Origin of the sequence: Paracoccus sp. MA, from assembly GCF_020990385.1 — a bacterium.
Classification (GTDB): domain Bacteria; phylum Pseudomonadota; class Alphaproteobacteria; order Rhodobacterales; family Rhodobacteraceae; genus Paracoccus.
The window spans coordinates 323,304-343,802 of the sequence record NZ_CP087598.1; the positions used below are offsets into that span (position 1 = coordinate 323,304).

General features: G+C 70.2%; 18 protein-coding genes. 10 read left to right on the plus strand and 8 right to left on the minus strand.

The window, feature by feature from the left end; translation table 11 throughout:
* Positions 1-304 precede the first annotated feature (304 nt).
* Positions 305-1,267: a diacylglycerol kinase family protein gene (locus LOS78_RS08685; protein ID WP_230377966.1), complete on the plus strand. Its 963-nt coding sequence runs from the start codon at positions 305-307 to the stop codon at positions 1,265-1,267.
* Positions 1,264-2,052, plus strand: a complete 789-nt coding sequence (locus LOS78_RS08690; RefSeq protein WP_028714156.1) for a metallophosphoesterase — start codon at positions 1,264-1,266, stop codon at positions 2,050-2,052. Before LOS78_RS08685 ends, LOS78_RS08690 begins: the two co-directional genes overlap by 4 nt.
* An 89-nt stretch (positions 2,053-2,141) precedes the next feature.
* Here the strand turns inward: LOS78_RS08690 and LOS78_RS08695 are convergent, their stop codons facing one another.
* Positions 2,142-2,936 (minus strand): VOC family protein, encoded by a 795-nt coding sequence (locus tag LOS78_RS08695; RefSeq protein WP_036698561.1) that lies wholly within the window; start codon positions 2,934-2,936, stop codon positions 2,142-2,144.
* A gap of 165 nt (positions 2,937-3,101) precedes the next feature.
* Between LOS78_RS08695 and LOS78_RS08700 the strand changes: the two genes are divergently transcribed.
* From LOS78_RS08700 to LOS78_RS08710, 3 genes are read left to right on the plus strand one after another with little or no spacing between them, the layout of a single operon-like run.
* The gene (locus LOS78_RS08700; RefSeq protein WP_230377967.1) at positions 3,102-4,313 is read left to right on the plus strand and encodes a class I SAM-dependent RNA methyltransferase; all 1,212 of its coding nucleotides are present in this window, start codon (positions 3,102-3,104) and stop codon (positions 4,311-4,313) included.
* Complete coding sequence (locus tag LOS78_RS08705) at positions 4,292-4,807, plus strand: hypothetical protein (RefSeq protein WP_230377968.1); 516 nt, start codon at positions 4,292-4,294, stop codon at positions 4,805-4,807. Before LOS78_RS08700 ends, LOS78_RS08705 begins: the two co-directional genes overlap by 22 nt.
* Before the next feature lie 3 nt (positions 4,808-4,810).
* Entirely contained in the window at positions 4,811-5,296 is a 486-nt protein-coding gene (locus tag LOS78_RS08710) for a hypothetical protein (RefSeq protein WP_230377969.1), read from the plus strand.
* Positions 5,297-5,300: 4 nt separating this feature from the next.
* On the opposite strand, the gene LOS78_RS08715 is transcribed toward LOS78_RS08710, so the two are convergent.
* A complete protein-coding gene (locus LOS78_RS08715) occupies positions 5,301-5,834 on the minus strand; it encodes a L,D-transpeptidase (protein ID WP_230377970.1) in 534 nt (177 codons plus the stop codon).
* Positions 5,831-6,892 (minus strand): GTP cyclohydrolase II, encoded by a 1,062-nt coding sequence (gene ribA / locus LOS78_RS08720; RefSeq protein ID WP_230377971.1) that lies wholly within the window; start codon positions 6,890-6,892, stop codon positions 5,831-5,833. Before ribA ends, LOS78_RS08715 begins: the two co-directional genes overlap by 4 nt.
* 133 nt (positions 6,893-7,025) lie before the next feature.
* Here ribA and LOS78_RS08725 point away from each other — a divergent pair, with 133 nt between their 5' ends.
* From LOS78_RS08725 to LOS78_RS08745, 5 genes are all read left to right on the plus strand, one after another.
* Positions 7,026-7,712: a response regulator transcription factor gene (locus tag LOS78_RS08725; protein ID WP_028714150.1), complete on the plus strand. Its 687-nt coding sequence runs from the start codon at positions 7,026-7,028 to the stop codon at positions 7,710-7,712.
* Positions 7,713-8,044: 332 nt separating this feature from the next.
* Positions 8,045-8,830 (plus strand): exodeoxyribonuclease III, encoded by a 786-nt coding sequence (locus LOS78_RS08730; protein WP_230377972.1) that lies wholly within the window; start codon positions 8,045-8,047, stop codon positions 8,828-8,830.
* 91 nt (positions 8,831-8,921) lie between these two features.
* A complete protein-coding gene (locus tag LOS78_RS08735) occupies positions 8,922-9,833 on the plus strand; it encodes a co-chaperone YbbN (protein WP_230377973.1) in 912 nt (303 codons plus the stop codon).
* A gap of 1 nt (position 9,834) precedes the next feature.
* Positions 9,835-10,473 (plus strand): LON peptidase substrate-binding domain-containing protein, encoded by a 639-nt coding sequence (locus LOS78_RS08740; protein WP_028714147.1) that lies wholly within the window; start codon positions 9,835-9,837, stop codon positions 10,471-10,473.
* The gene (locus LOS78_RS08745; protein WP_028714146.1) at positions 10,470-10,661 is read left to right on the plus strand and encodes a Trm112 family protein; all 192 of its coding nucleotides are present in this window, start codon (positions 10,470-10,472) and stop codon (positions 10,659-10,661) included. Before LOS78_RS08740 ends, LOS78_RS08745 begins: the two co-directional genes overlap by 4 nt.
* Before the next feature lie 53 nt (positions 10,662-10,714).
* Here LOS78_RS08745 and LOS78_RS08750 read toward each other — a convergent pair whose 3' ends face one another.
* The 5 genes from LOS78_RS08750 to LOS78_RS08770 form a co-directional block, all read right to left on the minus strand.
* Positions 10,715-11,071, minus strand: coding sequence for a DUF779 domain-containing protein (locus tag LOS78_RS08750; protein WP_028714145.1), 357 nt, complete (start codon positions 11,069-11,071; stop codon positions 10,715-10,717).
* 2 nt (positions 11,072-11,073) lie between these two features.
* The gene (gene adhP / locus LOS78_RS08755) at positions 11,074-12,108 is read right to left on the minus strand and encodes an alcohol dehydrogenase AdhP (protein ID WP_028714144.1); all 1,035 of its coding nucleotides are present in this window, start codon (positions 12,106-12,108) and stop codon (positions 11,074-11,076) included.
* A 79-nt stretch (positions 12,109-12,187) separates the two neighbouring features.
* Entirely contained in the window at positions 12,188-13,714 is a 1,527-nt protein-coding gene (gene adh, locus LOS78_RS08760) for an aldehyde dehydrogenase (protein WP_036698515.1), read from the minus strand.
* A 105-nt stretch (positions 13,715-13,819) separates the two neighbouring features.
* The gene (locus LOS78_RS08765; RefSeq protein ID WP_051416329.1) at positions 13,820-14,818 is read right to left on the minus strand and encodes a GAF domain-containing protein; all 999 of its coding nucleotides are present in this window, start codon (positions 14,816-14,818) and stop codon (positions 13,820-13,822) included.
* A gap of 129 nt (positions 14,819-14,947) precedes the next feature.
* Positions 14,948-20,449 carry an alpha-2-macroglobulin family protein gene (locus LOS78_RS08770; RefSeq protein WP_230377974.1) on the minus strand — a complete coding sequence of 1,834 codons (5,502 nt, stop codon included), beginning with the start codon at positions 20,447-20,449 and terminating at the stop codon, positions 14,948-14,950.
* Positions 20,450-20,499: the final 50 nt, after the last annotated feature.

The window sequence follows — 20,499 nt, forward strand, 5'->3', positions numbered from 1 at the left end:
TGGGCTGCGCAGACATGGACGATGCTGCGATCAGATATCCGGGGCAGAACTCTCCTGCGCAGGGTTGGTGACTGACGTCTCGGGTGGCGAACCGCCGCAACCCCCAAGGGGCCGGGCCGGTCGGGTGGATGTCCCGCCCCTCAGCTTCCCGGGCGCAATCTGTCAAAGCACCTCCGGAAAGGCAAGTAAAAAGATCAGGATTATTCCCGGCAGGCGAAATGTCGCAGATTTACCCATGGGCAGGGTCGGAACCCGGCGCCGGGCAAGGGGGTTGCGGGGCGTGGCAACGGGGAAAGACGACCAGATGACCAGCCAATGCGACCCTGCGGAAGGCCCCGGATTCGAACTGGGCAATGCACGGGTCTGTGCCATCGTGAACATGGGCTCGGGCCGCGAGGCGGGCGAGGACATCGCCGGCAAGTTGCGCGGCGCGCTGCACGGGCGGGTGGCCGCGTTCGAGGTCCGCGGCACCGGCAAGGGCGCCGACCTGCCCGCCATGGCCCGGGCCGCGGTGGCCGAGGGCTTCGACCTGATCGTCGCGGCGGGGGGCGACGGCACCCAGGCCGCCGTGGCCGGAGCGGTCGCGGGCACGCGGGTGGCGATGGCGGTGATCCCCGGCGGCACCTTCAACTATTTCGCCCGCGACCTCGACTCGGGCGAGACGGTCGAGGCGGCTCTGGCGATCTTCGACGCCCCCCGCATCCGCCGGGTCCATGTCGGCGAGATGAACGGCATGATCTTCCTGAACAACGCCAGCTTCGGCGCCTATCCCGAGATCCTGCGGCGCCGCGAAAGCATCTATCGCCGCTGGGGCCGCTCGCGGCTTGCGGCCTATTGGTCGGCGGTGGTGGCGCTGTGGACCCTGCGCCGGCCGCTGCACCTGACGGTGCGCGCGAATGGCGAAGAGCGGCATTTCACCACCGCGCTGGCCTTCGTGGCGAAAAGCGCCTACCAGCTGGACAGTTTCGGGCTGGAGGGGGCCGATTGCGTGCGCCGGGGCCAGCTGGCGCTGCTGGTGGCGCGGGCCAGGCGGCCGGGGCCGCTGGTGCGCTCGGCCCTGCGGCTGGCCATCGGCAAGACGGCGCGCTATGCCGATTTCGACCTGATCTGCGCCGATGAATTCGAGCTAGAGACCGTGCCGCGCCATGAATACGTCGCCCATGACGGCGAAAAGACCTGGATGGATTCACCCTTTCGCGTCCGCGTGCGGCACGGCGCGCTGAAGGTGCTGGTCCCGGCTGGAAGCGGCGGGCGGGATGCCGGATGACCCGCATCCTGCATCTCTCGGACCTGCATTTCGGGCTGGAGCGCAAGCCGCTGGTCGAGCCGCTGATCGAGCGGATCAACGCCGCCCGCGCCGATCTGGTGGTGGTGACGGGCGACCTGACCCATCGCGGTCGCTCGGCGCAATTCGCCCAAGCCGCCGCCTTCCTGCGGCGGATCGAATCGCCGCTGCTGGCGGTGCCCGGCAATCACGACATCCCGCTTTATCGGCTGGCGGACCGGATGATGCGCCCCTATCGCCGCTGGCGCCGCGCCATCGCCGAGAATCTCGAGCCTGTCGGCCATGTCGGCCACCTCCGGGTGCAGGGCGTGAACAGCGTCGATCCGATGGCCTGGCAGCGCGGGATCATCACGCCGGCGCAGGTGGCGCGGGTGATCGCCGGGCTGGACCCCGACTGCATCAACATCGTCGCGCTGCACCACCCGATGCAGCAGCGCCCGCAGGTGGACAAGGCGCTGATGCAGGGCGCCCCCGCCGCCCTGGCCCGCTTCGAGGCCGAGGGCGTGCAACTGGTCCTGTCCGGCCATCTGCATCTGTGGTCGATCGGCGCCTTCCTCGGCGACGAGGGGCGGGCGATCCTGCAGGTCCAGGCCGGCACCGCGCTTTGCGACCGCCCCGGCGACCGTCAGAACGAATTCGCCGTGCTGGACTTCGCCGGCCCGGACCTGCTGGTCGAACGCCATGTCGCACCCATGACCGAACCCGGCTTCCGCCCGCCCGAACATCTGCGCTTCACGCGCCGCAGCGGGCTTTGGCGCCCGGCCTGAGATCTTTCTTGGACAAATATCCCGGGGGAGCGCCTTCCCGGCCCCGTCGAGGGGCCGGGAAGGCGCGGGGGCAGAGCCCCCGGCCGGCGTCACCGCCTGGGCTCGACGCGGATCCGGGTGCCCCAGGGGTCGCGGAACTCGGTCGCCCCCAGCGCCTGCAGCCGGTCGGGATCGGCGGCCAGCACCACCTCGGCCAGCCCGGCCGCATCCGGGCTGCGCAAGCCCGCGCCGCGGCTGTTCCAGACATTGCCCGCCACATGGTGATGATATCCGCCGGTGGCGAAGAAGCTGGCGCCGAAGCGATGCGCCATGCGCGCCATGCCCAGACGGTTCATCCAGAAATCCTCGGCCGCGGCCAGATCGCCGACCTGCAGGTGCACATGCCCGACCACGCTGCCCCCGGGCGCACCGCGCCAGGGCCCGTCCGCCGCCGCCAGCAGGGCGCGCAGGTCCAGCGCGCCGGTGTCCATCCGCACCTCGGCGCCGTCATGCTGCCAGGCCGAGCGCGGCCGGTCGGCATAGATCTCGATGCCGTTGCCCTCGGGGTCGCGCAGATAGACCGCCTCGCTGACCAGATGGTCCGAGGCGCCGTCAAGGCCGATCCCCCGGTCGGCGGCATGGCGCAGCCAACGCCCCAGCGCCCGACGGTCGGGCAGCAGGAAGGCGGTGTGGAACAGCCCCGCCTCTTGCGGGCGCGGCCGGGCGGCCTTGTCGCGATGCAGCTCCAGCAGCGGCAGGCTGCCGGCGCCCAGCACCAGCTCCTCGCCGCCGCCCGAAAGCCGTTCCAGCCCGATGGCGGACTGGTAGAAATCCGCGACCCTGTCGAGGTCGTTGACGATCAGCGCCACCCGGCCGATCTGGATCGGGGCATCGCTCGTGGCCATGTCGGTCTCCTTCATTCCCGTTACGCCCCAGATAGGCGCGGGCGGAATGGCAGGAAATGGCGCCAATCGGGAAAAACTGACGCCAATAAGGCGACAATCGGCGCGGATTGCCTTCCCTGACGCCGCGGCGCATGATGCGGGGCCCTTTTCGCCTGCCGGAACCCGATGAAGCCCCGCGCCCCCAAGACCCGATCCGCCAAGACCCCGTCCCGCCATGCCGCGCCCAAGCCCCCGCCCGGACCGCAACCCGAGCCGGCGCCGCTGGCCGCCGATCCGGCGCGGATGGAGATCTTCCTGGTCGCCACCCCCGGGCTGGAGGAACCGCTGGCCGAGGAAGCCCGCGCGCTTGGCTGGGACGCGCAGGTCCAGCCGGGTGGCGTCAGCTTCATCGGCGGCTGGCCGGATGTCTGGCGGGCGAATCTGGACATCCGCGGCGCGACGCGGGTTCTGGCCCGCATCGGCGCCTTTCGCGCCATGCATCCGGCGCAGCTCGACAAGCGCGCGCGCCGCTTTCCCTGGGCCGACTGGCTGCGCCCGGACGTGCCGATCCGCATCGAGGCCAGCAGCCGCAAGTCCCGCATCTATCACGCCGGCGCCATCACTCAGCGCGTCGGGGCCGCCCTCCGCGACAGCCTGGGCGCCTCCGTGGCCGAGGATGCGCCGGTCACGCTGAAGATCCGCATCGAGGACGACCTTTGCACCCTCAGCCTGGACACATCGGGCGAATCGCTGCACCGGCGCGGCCACAAGCAGGCGGTCGGCAAGGCGCCGATGCGCGAGACCATGGCGGCGATGTTCCTGCGCCAATGCGGCTTCGACGGGGCCGAGCCGGTACTGGACCCGATGTGCGGCTCGGGCACCTTCGTCATCGAGGCTGCCGAGATCGCGGCGGGCCTGCGTCCCGGCCGGATGCGGCATTTCGCCTTCGAGCGGCTGCCCGGCTTCGACGCGCAGGCATGGCAGGCGATGCGTGCCGCCGCGGTCCCCTCTGCCCCCGCGCAGCCCCGCTGTCACGGCAGCGACCGCGACCCGGGCGCCATCCGCATGAGCCGCGAGAATGCCGAACGCGCCGGGCTGGAAGGCTGGACCCGCTTCGAGAACCGCGCCATCGCCGAGTTGGAGCGTCCCGAGGGACCGCCCGGCCTTGTCATCATCAACCCGCCCTATGGCGCCCGCATCGGCAACAAGGGGCCGCTCTTCGGCCTGCATGCGGCGTTGGGCGAGGTGCTGCGCGACCGCTTCCGCGGCTGGCGCGTCGGCCTGGTGACCAGCGAGGCGCCTCTGGCCCGCGCCACCGGCCTGCCGTTCCGCGAGCCCGGCCCATATGTCGCGCATGGCGGGCTGAAGGTGCGGCTGTGGCAGACGGGGCCGCTGTGAGGGGCCGCGCCGGAAGCCGGGGCATCGCCGCCCTGATCCTGGCGCTGGCCGCCGGCCCGGCGCTGGCCGATTGCGCGCCGCCGGGCGAGTTGCTCTTTGCCTGCGAATTCCCCGAGCGCAAGGCGCGGGTCGAGATCTGCAGGCTGCCCGGCGGCGCGCTGGACTACGCCTATATCTCGCCCAAGGGCCGCGAGCTGAGCTTCCGGGCCGACAGCGGCATCGGCGGCGTCAAGGGCCATGTGCAGGGCATCCATGGCCCGGCCTATGCCACCGCGCTGTCGAACGGGGGCACGGTCTATGCGGTCTTCGTGGACGGCGCGTTGATGAACCTGGACGGCGAAGGGCAAGAGCTGAGCTCGCCCAACCCGGCGGTGCTGCAGGTCTATGGCTCGGAACAGGATTTCAACGATTACAAGCAGGACAGGCCGATCCAGCGCCGGGTCTGCTATCCTCCCTCGATCAGGATCGATGATGAAAATTTCGGGCCGGGCTAAGCGATGACGGGGAAAAGGCAGTTTCTTGCCGGATTGGGCCTGGCCTGCCTGGCCGGGCAGGCGGTGGCGAATTGCGGGCCGGGCATGATGCCGGTGCTGACCTGCGACATCCTGACCGCCGACCAGCGGGTCGAGTTCTGCGCCGAACGGCCGGACGCCGAGGGGCAGTCGAACCGCTACAGCTACAATTTCGCCGAGGCCCTCGGCGCACCCGAGCTCTATTTCGAGGACACGGGCTATTATTTCTCGACCAAATATTACCAGCCCAGCCAGGATGCCGAAAATACCCAGGGCTTCGGCCTGGCGCATGGCCAGCACGTCTATGCCTTCTTCGTGACCGGGGTGGACGGCGGCCATGTCCGCATGGCGCAGCTGCATGTCTACGACAGCCTCGACGCCTTCCAGAGCGACCGGGGCGAGACCGAGAGCCTGCGGCTTTATTGCGAACCGCGCTCGATCCGGGTGAACTGGGACTTCATTCGCCCCTAGCGGCCTAGTCCTTGCCGATCCTTGCCATGCGGTGGCGAGCCGGCCAGCGCGGCAGGTCCGGCACCTCCAGCAACTCGCCCGGCCGCACCACCGAGGCGAGCCAGGTCAGGTCGCGCCGGGCCATGGCGATGCAGCCGGCGGTGGGAAAGCCCGGCCGGCGCCATTGATGCAGGAAGATCGCCGAGCCGGCGCCGGGCCGCGCCTGCGGAAAGTTCCAGTCGGTGACCAGCACGATGTCGTAAAGCGGATCGGCCCGCCGCATCGCCTCGTGGCTGGGGGCGAAGGGCGCGCGCACCGGCTGGTTATAGGCCGGATCGCCCGAGGCATCGCACCACAGGTCGCCGGGCAGGATCGGCCGCGCCCAGCCCGAGGGCCGCGCCACCCGGTCGGGACGATAGAGCAGTCCGACGATGCGGTGCCGGCCGACGGGGGTCGCGCCGTCGCCTTCGCGCTTGGCGCGCGTCAGCCCGCCGCGGCCGACCGAACAGGGCAGCAGCCGGCCGCGCGCCCACAGCCCCAGCGGCGTCAGCCGGATCACAGCAGGTGCCCCGATTTAGCCGCCTTCACGTCCAGATAACCGGTATTGTGGCGGTTGCGGGGGGTGATCAGCGGCACGCGCTCGGCCACGCGGATGCCGTGGCCCTCCAGCATCGCGACCTTGCGCGGGTTGTTGGTCATCAGCCGCAGCGAACCGAAGCCCATCTTCTTCAGGATGCCGGCGCCGATGCGGAAATCGCGCTCGTCGTCCTCGAAGCCCAGGCGGTGGTTGGCCTCGACCGTGTCGAAGCCCTGGTTCTGCAAGGCATAGGCCCGCATCTTGTTGGCCAGGCCGATGCCGCGCCCCTCCTGGTTCAGATACAGCAGCACGCCTTCGCCCGCCTGACCCATGGCGGCCAGCGCGGCATGCAGCTGCGGGCCGCAATCGCATTTCAGGCTGCCCAGCACGTCGCCGGTGAAACAGGCCGAATGCAGCCGCGCCAGCACCGGCGCCGCGCGCGAGGGGGCGCCGATCTCGACCGCGTAATGCTCGGCCTCGCCGGTGTCGGGGCGGAAGATGTGCAGCTTGGCGTTCTCGGCGGCCAGCAGCGGCAGGCGCGCGGCGGCGACGGGGGCCATCGCGGCCTCGGTCGCCATCTGCGCCAGCGCCGGGCCGGGGGAAAGCCGCGTCAGCCCCTCGGGCGGATCGGCCAGGGGCACCACCAGCACCGCAGGCAGCAGCTGCGCCGATTTCGCCAGCGCGATGCCGGCGCGATGCGGATCGACATCGCCGCCGCGCGGGCTGCGGAACGGCCCCTTCATCGGCGTCATCAGGTCGCCGGCCGGATCGGCCACGGCGCGCAGCCAGGCCAGATCGGCATCGTCCGGCACCGCGACCCGCGCCAGGTCGCGGTCATAGACCCGGACCTTCAGCGTCTCGGCCCGCGGCTCGGTGATCGCCAGCACGGCGGGGCCGAGGGCGCGCATCGTCTTCAGCCGGTCGGCGCGCAGTGTCTCGACCGCCGCGACCAGCTGGCCGCCGATGACCACGGGCAGGCCGATGCGCAGATCGGCGCGGGCGCGCGACAGGGTCTCGGTCAGGGTCGGGATCAGGGTCATCGGGCCAGCATGGTTGAAACAATCTGAAACATAGGGCGGATTTCCGACAACTCCATGTGAGAATTGCTGCAAACCGCTGGACGCCTGCCGCGCCGCGCCACAGTTTTCCGCCATAACGCCAAAGGAGGCAAGAATGGCCGGACTGAAAAAGATCCTGCTGGTCGACGACGAGGAAGACCTGCGCGAGGCCCTGGCCGAGCAATTGGTCGCCACCGAGGATTTCGAGGTGTTCGAGGCCGGCACGGGCCACGAGGCGGTGGAAAAGAGCAAGGGCGCCATCTTCGACCTGGTGGTGCTGGACGTGGGCCTGCCCGACACCGACGGGCGCGAGCTGTGCAAGCGGCTGCGCAAGCAGGGCGTCAAGTGCCCCATCGTCATGCTGACCGGCCACGATACCGACGCGGACACCATCCTGGGCCTGGATTCGGGCGCGAACGACTATATCACCAAGCCGTTCAAGTTCCCGGTGCTGCTGGCCCGGCTGCGCGCCCAGCTGCGCACGCATGAGCAGTCCGAGGACGCGATCTTCCAGCTTGGCCCCTATACGTTCAAGCCGGCGATGAAGATGCTGATCGACCAGAAGGACCGCAAGATCCGGCTGACGGAAAAGGAAACCAACATCCTGAAATTCCTGTATCGCGCCCAGGACGGGGTGGTGCCGCGCGACGTGCTTCTGCACGAGGTCTGGGGCTACAATGCCGGCGTGACCACGCATACGCTGGAGACCCATATCTATCGCCTGCGCCAGAAGATCGAGCCCGACCCCTCGAACGCGCGGCTGCTGGTCACCGAATCCGGCGGCTATCGCCTGGTCGCTTGATCTATGTTCATCGGCGGAACCCGAGCATGGCTTGCGGGTTCTGCCTGCGAAGCCCGGTGGTCGGCGGATGCGGCCACATGATGACCCGGCCCCGGCCCGTCCGGCGGCCGGGTTTTCCGTCGGCGCGGCCCTGCGGGGGCGCTTCGCCCCCCGCACCCCCCGAGGATATTTAAGCAAGAAAGAAGCCCGAAGGCTCGGCCCCCTGATGCGGGGGTGTCCTTCTTTCTTGTGCAAGTATCCTCGGGGGTCCGGGGGCAGACAGCCCCCGGCCGCAGCCGTGATGGACAAGCCGGCCATGGCCCCTTAGGGTCCGTCCCCGAAAAGGAGCTGCCATGTTCACCATCGCCACCTGGAACATCAATTCGGTCCGTCTGCGCGAGGCGCTGGTCGCCCGCTTCCTGACCGAGGAAGCGCCGGACATCCTGTGCCTGCAGGAGACCAAGAGCCCGGTCGAGAAGATCCCGCTGGAGGCGTTCCGGGCGCTGGGCTACCGGCATTTCGTGGCGCGCGGGCAGAAGGGCTATAACGGCGTCGCCATCCTGTCGAAGCTGCCGATCGAGGATGCGGGCGACCGCGACTATGCCGGGCTTGGCCATGCCCGCCATGTCGCCGCCCGGCTGGAGAACGGGGTCATCATCCACAACTTCTACGTGCCGGCGGGCGGCGACATTCCCGACCGCGAGCAGAATGTGAAGTTCGGCCAGAAGCTGGATTTCCTGACCGAGATGCGCGACGCCTTCCACGCCGACAGGCCGGTGCGCTCGATCATGGTGGGCGACCTGAACATCGCCCCGCGCGAGGACGACGTCTGGTCGCACAAGCAATTGCTGAAGATCGTCAGCCACACGCCGGTCGAGGTCGAACATCTGGGCGCCGCGCAGGATGCCGGGAAATGGGTGGACATCACCCGCCAGGACATTCCGCAGGGCCTGCTTTACAGCTGGTGGAGCTATCGCGCCCGCGACTGGGACGCCGCCGACAAGGGCCGGCGCCTGGACCATATCTGGGCCACGCCGGACATCGCCAATGCGGGCCATGGCAGCCGCATCCTGCGGCCGCTGCGCGGCTGGCAGCAGCCCAGCGACCATGTGCCGGTGCTGGCGAGCTTCGATCTCTGACCCCGCCCGAAGGCCGCGCCGCCAGGCGAAACTTGCATCGCGCCGGCCGCTGCGCCATCTAGGGGGCAACCCTTTCGCATGAGGAATTCCGATGCTCGAGCTTGGCTCCGCCCCCAAAGATGCCGCCCCGGCCGATCTCATCAAGGACGTGACCGAGGCGACCTTCATGGCCGATGTGGTCGATGCCTCGATGACGGTGCCGGTCATCGTCGATTTCTGGGCGCCCTGGTGCGGCCCCTGCAAGACGCTGGGCCCGCAGCTGGAGGCCGAGGTCGCCCGCCACAAGGGCCGCGTCCGCATGGCCAAGGTCAATGTGGACGAGAACCAGATGATCGCCGGCCAGTTGCGGGTGCAGTCGATCCCGACGGTCTATGCCTTCTTCCAGGGCCAGCCGGTCGACGCCTTCCAGGGCGCGATCCCGCAAAGCCAGATCAAGCAGTTCGTCGAGAAGCTGGCGGCCATGGCCGGCGATGACGGCGGCCTGGCCGAGGCGCTGGAGGCGGCCGAGGCGATGATCGCCGAGGGTGCGCCCGAGGATGCGGCCGAGACCTTTGCCGCGATCCTGGAGGAGGAGCCCGAGAACGCCGCCGCCTGGGGCGGTCTGGTCCGCGCCCATCTGGCCGCCGGCCATGCCGACCGCGCCCAGGAGGCTTTGGCGCAGGTGCCCGCTGCCATCGCCAATGCCGCGCCGGTCGAGGCCGCGCGCGCCCAGCTGCAGCTGGCGCGGCAGGCCGCCGAGGCCGGGCCGCTGGACGAGCTGCGCCAGAAGGTCGAGGCCGACCCGGCCGACCAGCAGGCGCGTTTCGACTATGCCACTGCGCTGCATGCCGCGGGCGAGGTCGAGGAGGCCATCGATCAGCTTCTGGAAGCCTTCCGCCGCGACCGCGACTGGAACGAGGGCGCCGCCAAGGCGCAGCTCCTGACCATCTTCGACGCCATGAAGCCCACCGATCCGCTGGCGCAGAAGGGGCGCCGCCGGCTGTCCTCGCTGATCTTCGCCTGACATGTCGCGCGGCATCGACCTGCCCGAGACAGTCCCGCTGTTCCCGCTGCCGGGCGCGGTGCTGATGCCCCGCACCCGCCTGCCGCTGCAGATCTTCGAGCCGCGCTATCTGCAGATGGTCGAGGACGTGCTGAAGACGCCCTCGCGGCTGATCGGCATGATCCAGCCGGCCGAGGGCGGGCTGGACGCGCTGGCCCAGGTCGGCTGCGCGGGCCGGATCGTCGCCTTTTCCGAACTGGACGACGGGCGGCTGATGATCTCGCTCAAGGCGCGCTCGCGCTTCCGGCTGAACGAGGTGCGGCCCGGCTTCACCCCCTATCTGCGCGGCCAGGTGGACTGGTCTGGCTATGAGACGGACCTGGCCGTCCAGCCCGAGGAAGACCCGCGGTTCGAGCGCAAGGGCTTCATGGCGCGGCTGGGCCGCTATATGGAGCAGCGCGGCCTGTCCACCGACTGGGACGCCGCCGAGGCTTCCGAGGAGGAGACGCTGGTCAATTCCCTGTCCATGCTGCTGCCCTTCGCCCCCGAGGAAAAGCAGGCGCTGCTGGAGGCGCCGACGCTGTTCAAGCGCCGCATCCTGCTGGAGGGGCTGCTGGAATACGCCCTGCACGGCGGCGACAACGAGGAGACGATCCAGTGACCGATGCGACCGAACGCGGCTATGACCGCCACATGCTCGAGGCGCTGGTCTGCCCGGTGACCCATGCGACGCTGCGCTACGACGCCCGGGCGCAGGAGCTCGTCTCGGAGGCCGCGGGGCTGGCCTTTCCGATCCGCGACGGCATTCCGATCATGCTGCTGAACGAGGCGCGGCAGATCCGCGCCTGAGAAAAGGGCGGGCGCACGGACGGCTTGGGGGAGGTCGTGCGCCCGCGCCGCGGTCAGAGCCGGCAGATCTCGGACCGCACCAGGAAGCGCCGCTCGCGCCCGTTGTCCAGGCTGAACATGCCACCGCGGCCGGGCACCACGTCGATGACCAGGCGGGTATGCTTCCAGGCTTCGTATTGGCTGGCCGAGATATAGAAGGGCATGCCGCCGATCTCGCCCAGCTTCACGTCATGCGCGCCGATGCGGAATTCGCCCTGCGGGTAGCACATGGGCGAGGACCCGTCGCAGCAGCCCCCGGACTGGTGGAACAGCACCGGCCCGTGATCGGCGACGATCTCGGCCAGCAGCGCCAGCGCCGCCGGGGTGGCCTCGACCTGGTCCGGCCCATCGGGATTGGCGACGGGTTCCATGCTCAGCCCGCCATGTCCAGCACCATGCGGCCCTCGATCTGGCCCTGGTGCATCTTGCCGAAGATGTCGTTGATGTCCTCGAGCTTCGCCTTGTGCACGGTCGCCCTGACCTTGCCCTCGCCGGCGAAATCCAGCGATTCCTGCAGGTCCAGCCGGGTGCCGACGATCGAGCCGCGCACGGTGATGCCGTTCAGCACCATGCCGAAGATGTCCAGCGGGAAGTCGCCCGGGGGCAGGCCGTTCAGCGCCACCGTGCCGCCGCGTGCGACCATGCCGATGGCCTGCTCGAAGGCCTTGCGGCCGACCGCCGTGACCAGCACGCCCTGCGCGCCGCCATCGGTCTGGCGCTTGATCGCCGCCGCCGGGTCGGGCTCGGTTGCGGCGTTTACCGTCACGCTGGCGCCCAGCTTGCGGGCCAGCGCCAGCTTGTCGTCGTCGATATCGACGGCGGCGACGTTCAGCCCCATGGCCTTGGCATATTGCACCGCCATGTGCCCCAGCCCGCCGATGCCCGAGATCACCACCCAGTCGCCGGGCTTGGTGTCGGTGACCTTCAGCCCCTTGTAGACCGTGACGCCCGCGCAGAGCACCGGGGCGATGTCCAGGAAATCGACGTTCTTCGGCAGGTGGCCGACATAGTTCGGATCGGCCACCACATATTCGGCAAAGCCGCCGTTCACGGAATAGCCGGTGTTGAGCTGGCTTTCGCACAAGGTCTCCCAGCCGCCCAGGCAATGCCGGCAATGGCCGCAGGCGGTATAGAGCCAGGGCACGCCGACCCGGTCGCCTTCCTTGACATGCTTCACCCCGGCGCCCACGGCCGAGACGAAGCCCACGCCCTCGTGCCCCGGAATGAAGGGCGGGTTGGGCTTGACCGGCCAGTCGCCCTCGGCGGCGTGCAGGTCGGTATGGCAGACGCCGGACGCCTGGATCCTGACCTGGATCATGCCGGGGCCGGGTTCGGGGACCGGCACCTCGTCGATGGTCAGCGGCTTGCCGAATGCGCGCACGACGGCGGCCTTCATGGTCTTGGCCATGAGAGGGGACTCCTTGCAGTTGTCATCGGGGAGGGGAGGAACGGGCCGGGCGCGGGGTGACGCGCGCCCGGCCATTCCCTTAGAAGAAGCCCAGCTTCTTCGGGGAATAGCTGACCAGCATGTTCTTGGTCTGCTGATAGTGGTCCAGCATCATCTTGTGCGTCTCGCGGCCGATGCCGGACTGCTTGTAGCCGCCGAAGGCCGCGTGGGCCGGATAGGCGTGATAGCAATTGGTCCAGACCCGGCCGGCCTTGATGCCGCGGCCCATGCGGTAGCAGGTATTGGCATCGCGGGACCACACACCGGCGCCAAGCCCGTAAAGCGTGTCATTGGCGATCTCCAGCGCCTCGGCCTGGTCCTTGAAGGTGGTGACCGAGACCACCGGGCCGAAGATTTCCTCCTGGAAGATCCGCATCTTGTTGTTGCCGCGGAAGATCGTCGGCTCGATGTAATAGCCGCCCGACAGCTCGCCGCCCAGATCGGCCGCCTTGCCGCCGGTCAGCACCTCGGCGCCTTCCTTCTTGCCGATGTCGAGATAGCTGAGGATCTTTTCCTTCTGCTCGCTCGACGCCTGCGCGCCGATCATGGTGTCGCTTTCGCGCGGGTCGCCCTGCTTGATCGCCTGCACGCGCTGGACCGCGCGCTCCATGAACTTGTCATAGATCGATTCCTGGATCAGCACGCGCGACGGGCAGGTGCAGACCTCGCCCTGGTTCAGCGCGAACATCGTGAAGCCTTCCAGCGCCTTGTCGAAGAAATCGTCGTCCTCGCGCGCGACATCGGCAAAGAAGATGTTCGGGGACTTGCCGCCCAGTTCCAGCGTCACCGGGATCAGGTTTTCGGATGCGTATTGCATGATCAGCCGCCCGGTCGTCGTCTCGCCGGTAAAGGCGATCTTGGCGATCCGGTTGCTGGACGCCAGCGGCTTGCCGGCCTCGAGCCCGAAGCCGTTGACGATGTTCAGCACGCCCGGCGGCAGCAGGTCGCCGATCAGGTTGGCCCAGACCATGATGCCGGCGGGGGTCTGCTCGGCCGGTTTCAGCACCACGCAATTGCCGGCGGCAATCGCCGGGGCCAGCTTCCAGCAGGCCATCAGCAGCGGGAAGTTCCACGGGATGATCTGCCCCACCACGCCCAGCGGCTCGTGGAAGTGATAGGCGACGGTGTCGTCGTCGATCTGGCTGATCGAGCCTTCCTGCGCGCGCAGCACGCCGGCGAAATAGCGGAAATGGTCGATGGCCAGCGGCAGGTCGGCGGCCATGGTCTCGCGGATCGGCTTGCCGTTGTCCCAGGTCTCGGCGGTGGCGAGCAGCTCCAGGTTCTGCTCCATCCGGTCGGCGATCTTCAGCATGATGTTGGCGCGCTCGGCCGGGCTGGTCGCGCCCCATTTGTCCTTGGCGGCATGGGCGGCATCCAGCGCCAGCTCGATATCGCCGGCCTCGGAGCGCGCGATCTCGCCGATCTCGGCGCCGGTGATCGGGGTCGTGTTGGTGAAATACCGGCCCGAGACGGGCGCCACCCATTTGCCGCCGATGAAATTGTCGTAGCGCGCCTCGAAGGGCAGCGCGTTCACGCCCCGGAAGGGATGCGTCTGGTCGTTCGGCATGATCTTCCTCCTGTCAGCCCGGCTCCTCCAGCCGGTTGCACAAGAGCCTGTGCCCGGACGCCTTCCGGGTCAACGCGGGGCTTCGCGCCGCAGGGCGGATGTGTTTCAGGGGCGAGACAGTTTGCCGGGATTTTCGTCGATGCCCAGCCGCGCCATGCGGCGATAGAGCGTCGCCCGCCCCACGCCGAGGGCCCGGGCGGCGGCCGAGACATTGCCCTCGGCCCTGGCCAGCGCGCGAATCACGGCGGCGCGTTCGGCGCGCTCGAACCCGGTCGCCTCGTCCTGCCGGCCCAGCAGGTCCGAGGCCGGGCGCGGGCGCAATTGCCCCTCTTTCTCAAGGCCGAAGGCGCGGCGGGCGGCGCGGTTGGCGCCGATGGCCAGATCGTCCTTGTCCACCGCGATCAGCAGCGTGCCGTCCTCGACCCCCTCGGCAGGCGGCGCGACAATGCGCGCGCCGGGGAAGGAGACGCGGAAGAAGGCTGCCTCGATGGCGCGGGCGCTATGCGCGACCTGCGCCGCGATCAGCGCGTTCAGCCGTTCGGTATGGTCGGCGCGGGCCGAACTGACGTCCAGCGCCGCGATCAGCCGGCCGTCCGGTCCCCAGATCGGCGCATCCATGCAGGACAGCCCGGTATTGCTGGCATAGAAATGCTCGTCGCGGTGGATCGTGACCTGCCGTCCCTCGGCCAGGCAGGTGCCGATGCCGTTGGTGCCCTGCACCTCCTCGGACCAGTCCATGCCGCGCCACAGCCCCCAGCCGCGAAAGGTGGCGGCGTCGCCCTGGCTGACGCGGTGCTCCAGCACGATGCCCTGCGCGTCGGTCAGCAGCAGGTTGCAGCCGGTCGGGCAGACCAGCTGGAACAGCTGGTCCAGCTGCGGCCGGGCGACGGCGATGAAGCGGTCCATGCGCTCGACGCGCTCGGACAGCTCGCGCTCGGTCAGGCGGCGCGGCTCGGGCGGCCGGGTCGGGTCCAGCCCATGCTTGAGAATCGAGCGCCGCCAGCTTGCCGCCAGCCGGCTGACGGCGCCGGGCGATTGCGAGGCCTGGACCACGCGATCCTCGTGGCGGATTGTGCTGGGCGTTGCCGGGCGGGTCTCGGGCAAGGCGTCCTCCCCTTCCTTACGCGATGGCGGGATTATGGCCCGGCGGGACGCGATCGGGCAAGCAATGCTTTCGTGACCCGCCTGCGGCGAAACACCCCGGCCGTTTCGCGGCCGGGATGCCTGCGGTTTTCAGGGCGTGACGGTGACGGTGCCGCTGTCCGACCAGGCGCGGAATTCGGGGCGATACATGTCCTCGACGCTGGCGGCCGGGTGGCGGAATTCGCCCGGCGTCACGGCGCGGACGATATAGGCCAGCCGGAACCGCTCGGCCGAGGTCCAGGTCAGCGCCGCCGCGAAACGGTCGGCGCGGAACTCGGTCATCTCGGCCGAGGTCTCGCCTTCCAGCCAGTCCAGCGCCGAGACGTCGCCGGCGCGCAAGAGGTTCGGGTTGTCGATCTCCCACCCCGCCGGCAGCGGATCGGCGATGACCAGCCGCCCGCCGCCCTCGGCCTGCGGCGAGATCTCCAGCTCGACCACCATGCGCGTGCCTTGCGGCAGGCTGGCGGGGTCCAGCGCCTCGCCCTGCATGCTGTAATAGCGGCGCGCGATGGCATAGCCCTTGCCGCCGGCCGCGACTGGGCCCGCGGGCTTGCCGGTCGCGGTCAGCGTCACTTCCAGCGCGCTTTCGCCGGTATTGGCGATGCTCGCATCCACCGGCAGGCTTGCGACCGGCTGGGTCAGCGCCACGCCGTTCAGCGTCGCGGGCGGGGTCGCGCCGAACAGCGACTGCGCCGCCAGCACGGTCCAGACCGATTCCTGGGTGGACAGGCTGCGCCCGTCCTCCTCGGCCCGGGCGATGCGCTCGGCGATCTGGCTGGTCAGGCCGGTGGCGTCGACCGCCTGCGTCCTTGCCTCGGCCGCCAGCGCCAGAAGCGCCGTGGCGTCGCGCAGCCGAGTGCCGTAATCGGCGCGGAAGGCATAGGGCTCGGGCGCGCCCAGGTTCAGCAGGTTCCGCGCTTGCGTGAACAGGCGATCCGCCCGCTGCTGGTCGCCGTAAGAGGCCAGCGCAGCCCCCAGATGGGCCGCGGCCATCGGGGTCGAGAACGACCCCGCGGCGGTATCGGCGTAATAGCGCAGATCGCCCACCGTCGCCGCCCGTTCCCGCGCCAGCACCGCCAGCGCATAGGCCAGCGCCGCGTTCTCCTCGGCCGAGGCGGCGGCGGGTTCGGTGGCGTAATTGGCACGGTTGCGCAGGTTGTCGATGGCCATGCGGAAGCCGGTCTCGGGCACCTGATGGCCCGCCGCCCGCGCCCGCGACAGGAAATCGGTGACATAGGCCTCAAGCCACAGATCGCCCGAATCGGCATACCACAGGCCGAAGCCGCCATTGCTGCCCTGCCGGGTCAGGATCTGGGTGATCGCCTTCTGCACCTGCTCGGCCGTATCCTCGCCCCGGATCCCCTCGGCGGCGGCCAGGCCGGGCAGGTAGAGCAGCGGCATGGCGCCCGAGGTCAGCTGTTCGGTGCAGCCATAGGGATAGCGCGCCAGCCGCATCAGCGCGCCCGCCACGTCCAGCCGGGCATAGGGGCCGATGGCGGCGGTGATCTCGGCGCCCGGCAGCAGGCCCTGGGTCAGCCCGGCGGGGATGGTGACGCTTTGCCCCGGCTCGACCACCAGCCGGTCGCGGCGCTGGATGTCGGATTCGTTCAGCGCGATGGGGATGGCGATGTCCTTGGTCAGATCCTCGCCCTCGGGCGTGGTCAGCACCAGCCGCAGGTTGGCGGTGCCAAGCGCCTCGGTCGCGGTCACGGGGATCTGCAGCTGCGCCTCGGCCTGTTCGCCAAGCTGCACCTGCGGCTCCACCGAATAGGTCAGCCCGCCCTCGCCGCCGACCTGCGACAGCGCCAGCCGCATCTCTCCGGCGGGGCCCGAGGTATGGGTCAGCCGCAGGCCCAGCCGGGCGCTGTCGTTCGGCGCCAGGAAGGCCGGCGCGGTCACGGTCATCACCACCGGATCGCGCACCAGCACCGAGGCATCGGCCTGGCCCAGGCCCTTGGCGGACCAGACCACGGCCATCATCCGCACCTCGCCGTTGAAATCGCCCACCGGCACCTCGACGGTGGCGGTGCCGTCCGCGCCCACGGTCAGCGGACCCGAGAACCAGCTCATCAGCTTTTCGGTCGGCGGCGGCGCCTCGGCATTGCCGGCAAGGCTGGCGTCGCCCCCCTCGCGCAGCGCGCCGTCCGGGGCGCCGGTCGGCAGGATCAGCCGCCCGTAAAGATCGCGCAGCGCCACGCCCAGCCGGCGCTGGCCGAAATAATGCTGCGAGGGGTTCGGCGGCTGGAAGCGGGTCAGGTTCAGGATGCCCTGATCGACGGCGGCGACGGTGGCATGCACCGTCTCGCCCGCCGCGCCCTCGACCTTCAGCGTGACGGGGATCGTGCCGCGCGGCCGGGTCTCGGCCGGGGCCTCGATGCTGGCGGCAAGCCTCCGGTCGCCGGGATCGACGGCGGCATGGGCCAGACCCAGCGCCCGCACCGGCTGGCGGTCGCCGGGCCGCGCCTCGCCCAGCGGGCGGATGGCGCTGACGGTGACATAGACCCCGGCGCCCCAGTCGTCGGTCACCGGCAGGTCGATCTGGTTCTCGCCCGCCTTCAGGGCAACGGTCTGCATGGACACCAGCCGGTTCGACAGCACCGAAACGAGGCCCAGCCCCTCGCTGGCGGCCTCGACCCGGACGCGGGCGACATCGCCGCTGCGATAGGCGGGCTTGTCCAGCACCACCTGCAAGCGGTCGGGCGTCTCGGTCCCCGAATTGGCGACCGCACCCCAGCCGGCATAGAACCGCACCGAGCTTTGCCCGCCCTGACCCGAGGCCGGCTCGGCCACCAGCTCATACTGGCCCCATTCGACGGGGGCGGCGATCTCGGCCGGGGCCTGGCCCGGCTCGGCCACGCCCTCGGTGATGCGGGTGCGGGTGGTGATCGCCTCCCAGTTCCATTGCCCGCCCAGCGAATACCATTGGTAGTCGGTGTCGATGCGGTTCAGCACCCAGCGCAGCGGCTCGGCGGCCGGTTTCAGGTCCGGGCCGACCGCGACCAGCGCAAAGCGCGCGTCCGAGCCTTCGGACACGGTGTCGCCCTCGAACAGCGGGCGGATGCCGGCGACCGGCGCCTCGGGCATGACCACGCGCGTTTCGCTGCGCTCGACGGGGCGGCCGGCGCCTTCGCGGATGTCCAGCACCACCTCGGCCGCGACCGGGCGGGGGCCGAGCCGGCCGGCCGGCGGCAGTTCGATCTGCGTCTGGTAATGGCCCTGCGCATCGGTGGTGCCCGGCGGCAGGCTGTCCGTCACCGGCGCGCTGTCGTCATCCTCGCGTCCGAAGACATAGCCGTCGAAGCCGGTCAGGCTGCGGGTCGGCGACAGGCGCAGCTGCCCCTCGACCGGCAGGTTCGCGGCCGGTGCGCCGAACAGCCAATGCGCCGAAAGCGACAGTTCCAGCGTGCCGCCGGCGCGGGCCGGGCCTTCGGGCAGGCGCGGGGTGAAGTCGATGCGCTCGGGCAGGAAATCCTCGACCAGCAGGCGCGCCGTGGCCAGCGCCGGGCCGTCCGCCTCGGTGCGCAGCTCCATCCGCCAGGTGCCGCGCGGGGCGTTGCCGGGGATCTGCCAGTTGACCACGCTGCCGCCGGCGCCGGCATCCTGCGCGGGCAGGCGCGTCGCCTCGACCCCGTCGGGACGCAGGATCACCGCGGTCAGCGGCAGGTTCTCCAGCGCCCGGGCCTCGGCATTGCGGGCCAGCACGGTGGCGTTCACCGTCTCGCCGACGCGATAGGCGCCCCGGTCGGTGGTCAGGAACAGGTCGATGGGCGGGGCGGGCGGCTGGCCCTCGACCCCGCGGTCGGAAAGGTCGAATTCCGGGTCCGAGAGCGACAGAAAGGCCATGTCGCGCGGCGCGCGCTCGGCGCCCTCGCCCTGCCAGTCGGTCACCGTGACCAGCGCCGGGGCGGCGCCGTCCTTGCCCATGGCGAGGCCCGGCGCGAAATGCGCGATGCCCTCGGCATCGGTCGCGGCCTTGGCCAGCACCTCGTTCGAGCGGCTGACCAGCGCCACCTCGGCCCCCGCCTTGGCCGAGGTGTCGGCCAGGCTGCGCACCGCCACGGTCAGCCCGTCGGCGCCCGAGAAAGTGGAGATCCCGAAATCCGAGATCACGAACCATTGCGTCGCCAGCCCGGTGTCCTGGACGTTTTCGTTCTCGATCCCGGCTTCGGCGATATAGATGCCGGGCTCCAGCGGGCCGGCCTCGGCGGGAAGGGCGAGGCTGGTGGTCAGCTCCTGGTTCAGGCTGTCCTGTCCCATCGGCTTGGCGACCTGCGCCGTGCCTTTCCAGATCTCGCGCGCCATGCGGTCGCTGAAATAATCGGCGCGCCAGCTGTCCAGCGGCGTCGCGAACATGTCCTCGGCCATGGCGCGGATCAGGTTGCGGTCAGAAATCCGCAAGAGGCGCAGGTTGATCGTATCGGCATTGACCGTGACCATGGACAGCCGCTGGTCGCCCGAGGCGGGCAGCACATAGGCGCGGCCGGGAAAGCGGACCGAGGGCGCGCGGTCGCGGACATAACCCTTGACCGTCACGTCGCGGGCCAGCACCTCGCCGTCGGCGGCGGGCAGGCCGGCGCGCAGGGTCAGTTCCACCTCCTGGCCATGGGTCAGGCCGGCGACGCAAAGCCGGTCGCCATCGGCCTCGACGGTCAGGTCGCGGCCGGGCAGGCGCAGGAATTGCGCGTAATCGGTGCCGGAGGACAGGTCGCGCGACATCACCGCGCAGAACCGCGGCAGCTTGCCTTCGGATTCGACCTGGGTGTCGGTGACCCGCAGCCCGTTGCGGGCCTGCGATTCCTCCAGCGCCTGGGCGATGGCATTGTCGCCGGGCGCGAGCCGCGCCGCCAGCCGCAAGGCCGCCAGCGCGTCGCGGCCGCGGTCCAGCCGCTCCCACGCCATGGCAAGCCAGGACAGCGCCCGGGCGGCCACCGCGTCCTCGGCCCCGCGCAGATAGCCGTTGATCGCCATCGACGCGATGGCGTTCGACGCCTCGCGGTCGCTCTGGTCGCTGGTATAGAGCGTCAGCCGGGCCAGATTGGTCCAGTCCTCGGCCCGGTCGTAGCGCGCGGCCTCGGCGGCGAGGATGCGGGCGGCCAGCACCAGCTCGCCCGTGTTCTCGGCATCCTGCGCGCTGCCCTGCGGATAATCCGCGCCCAAGGGCGGGTGCAGGGCGGGGAAGCTGCGGGCCAGCGATTGCGCGGCGGCCAGGTCCTGCGCGGCAAGGAAGGGCGCGGCACCGGCGCGGGATTCGGCGCGCAGCCGCTCCTCGGCCGTCGAGGCGACGACATGGCCCGACAGCGCACCGGCAAAGGGCGCCGCGGCCCCTGCGCCCTCGCCCTTGGGGAAGCAGGCGCGGGACCGCTGGTTGTAGGTCAGCGCGCGGCAGTCGTCATTGCCAAGGCAGGCCTGCACGCAGGCTTGCAGCGTGGTGTCGAAGACCGGCCCCAGGTCGCCGCCCGGCAGGTCGGTATCGGCCTGCAGCGACAGTCGCCGCTCGGGCAGGGGCGCGTCCTGCGCCAGCGCGCCGGTGCCGGCGATGAGAAGCCCGCCCAGGGCCGCCGCGATGAAACCGTGCCAGACGGGATGTGCCATGACCTTCCTCCTTCCGCGCTCGGCATAGTTGTGGCACCGGGGCGCGGGCG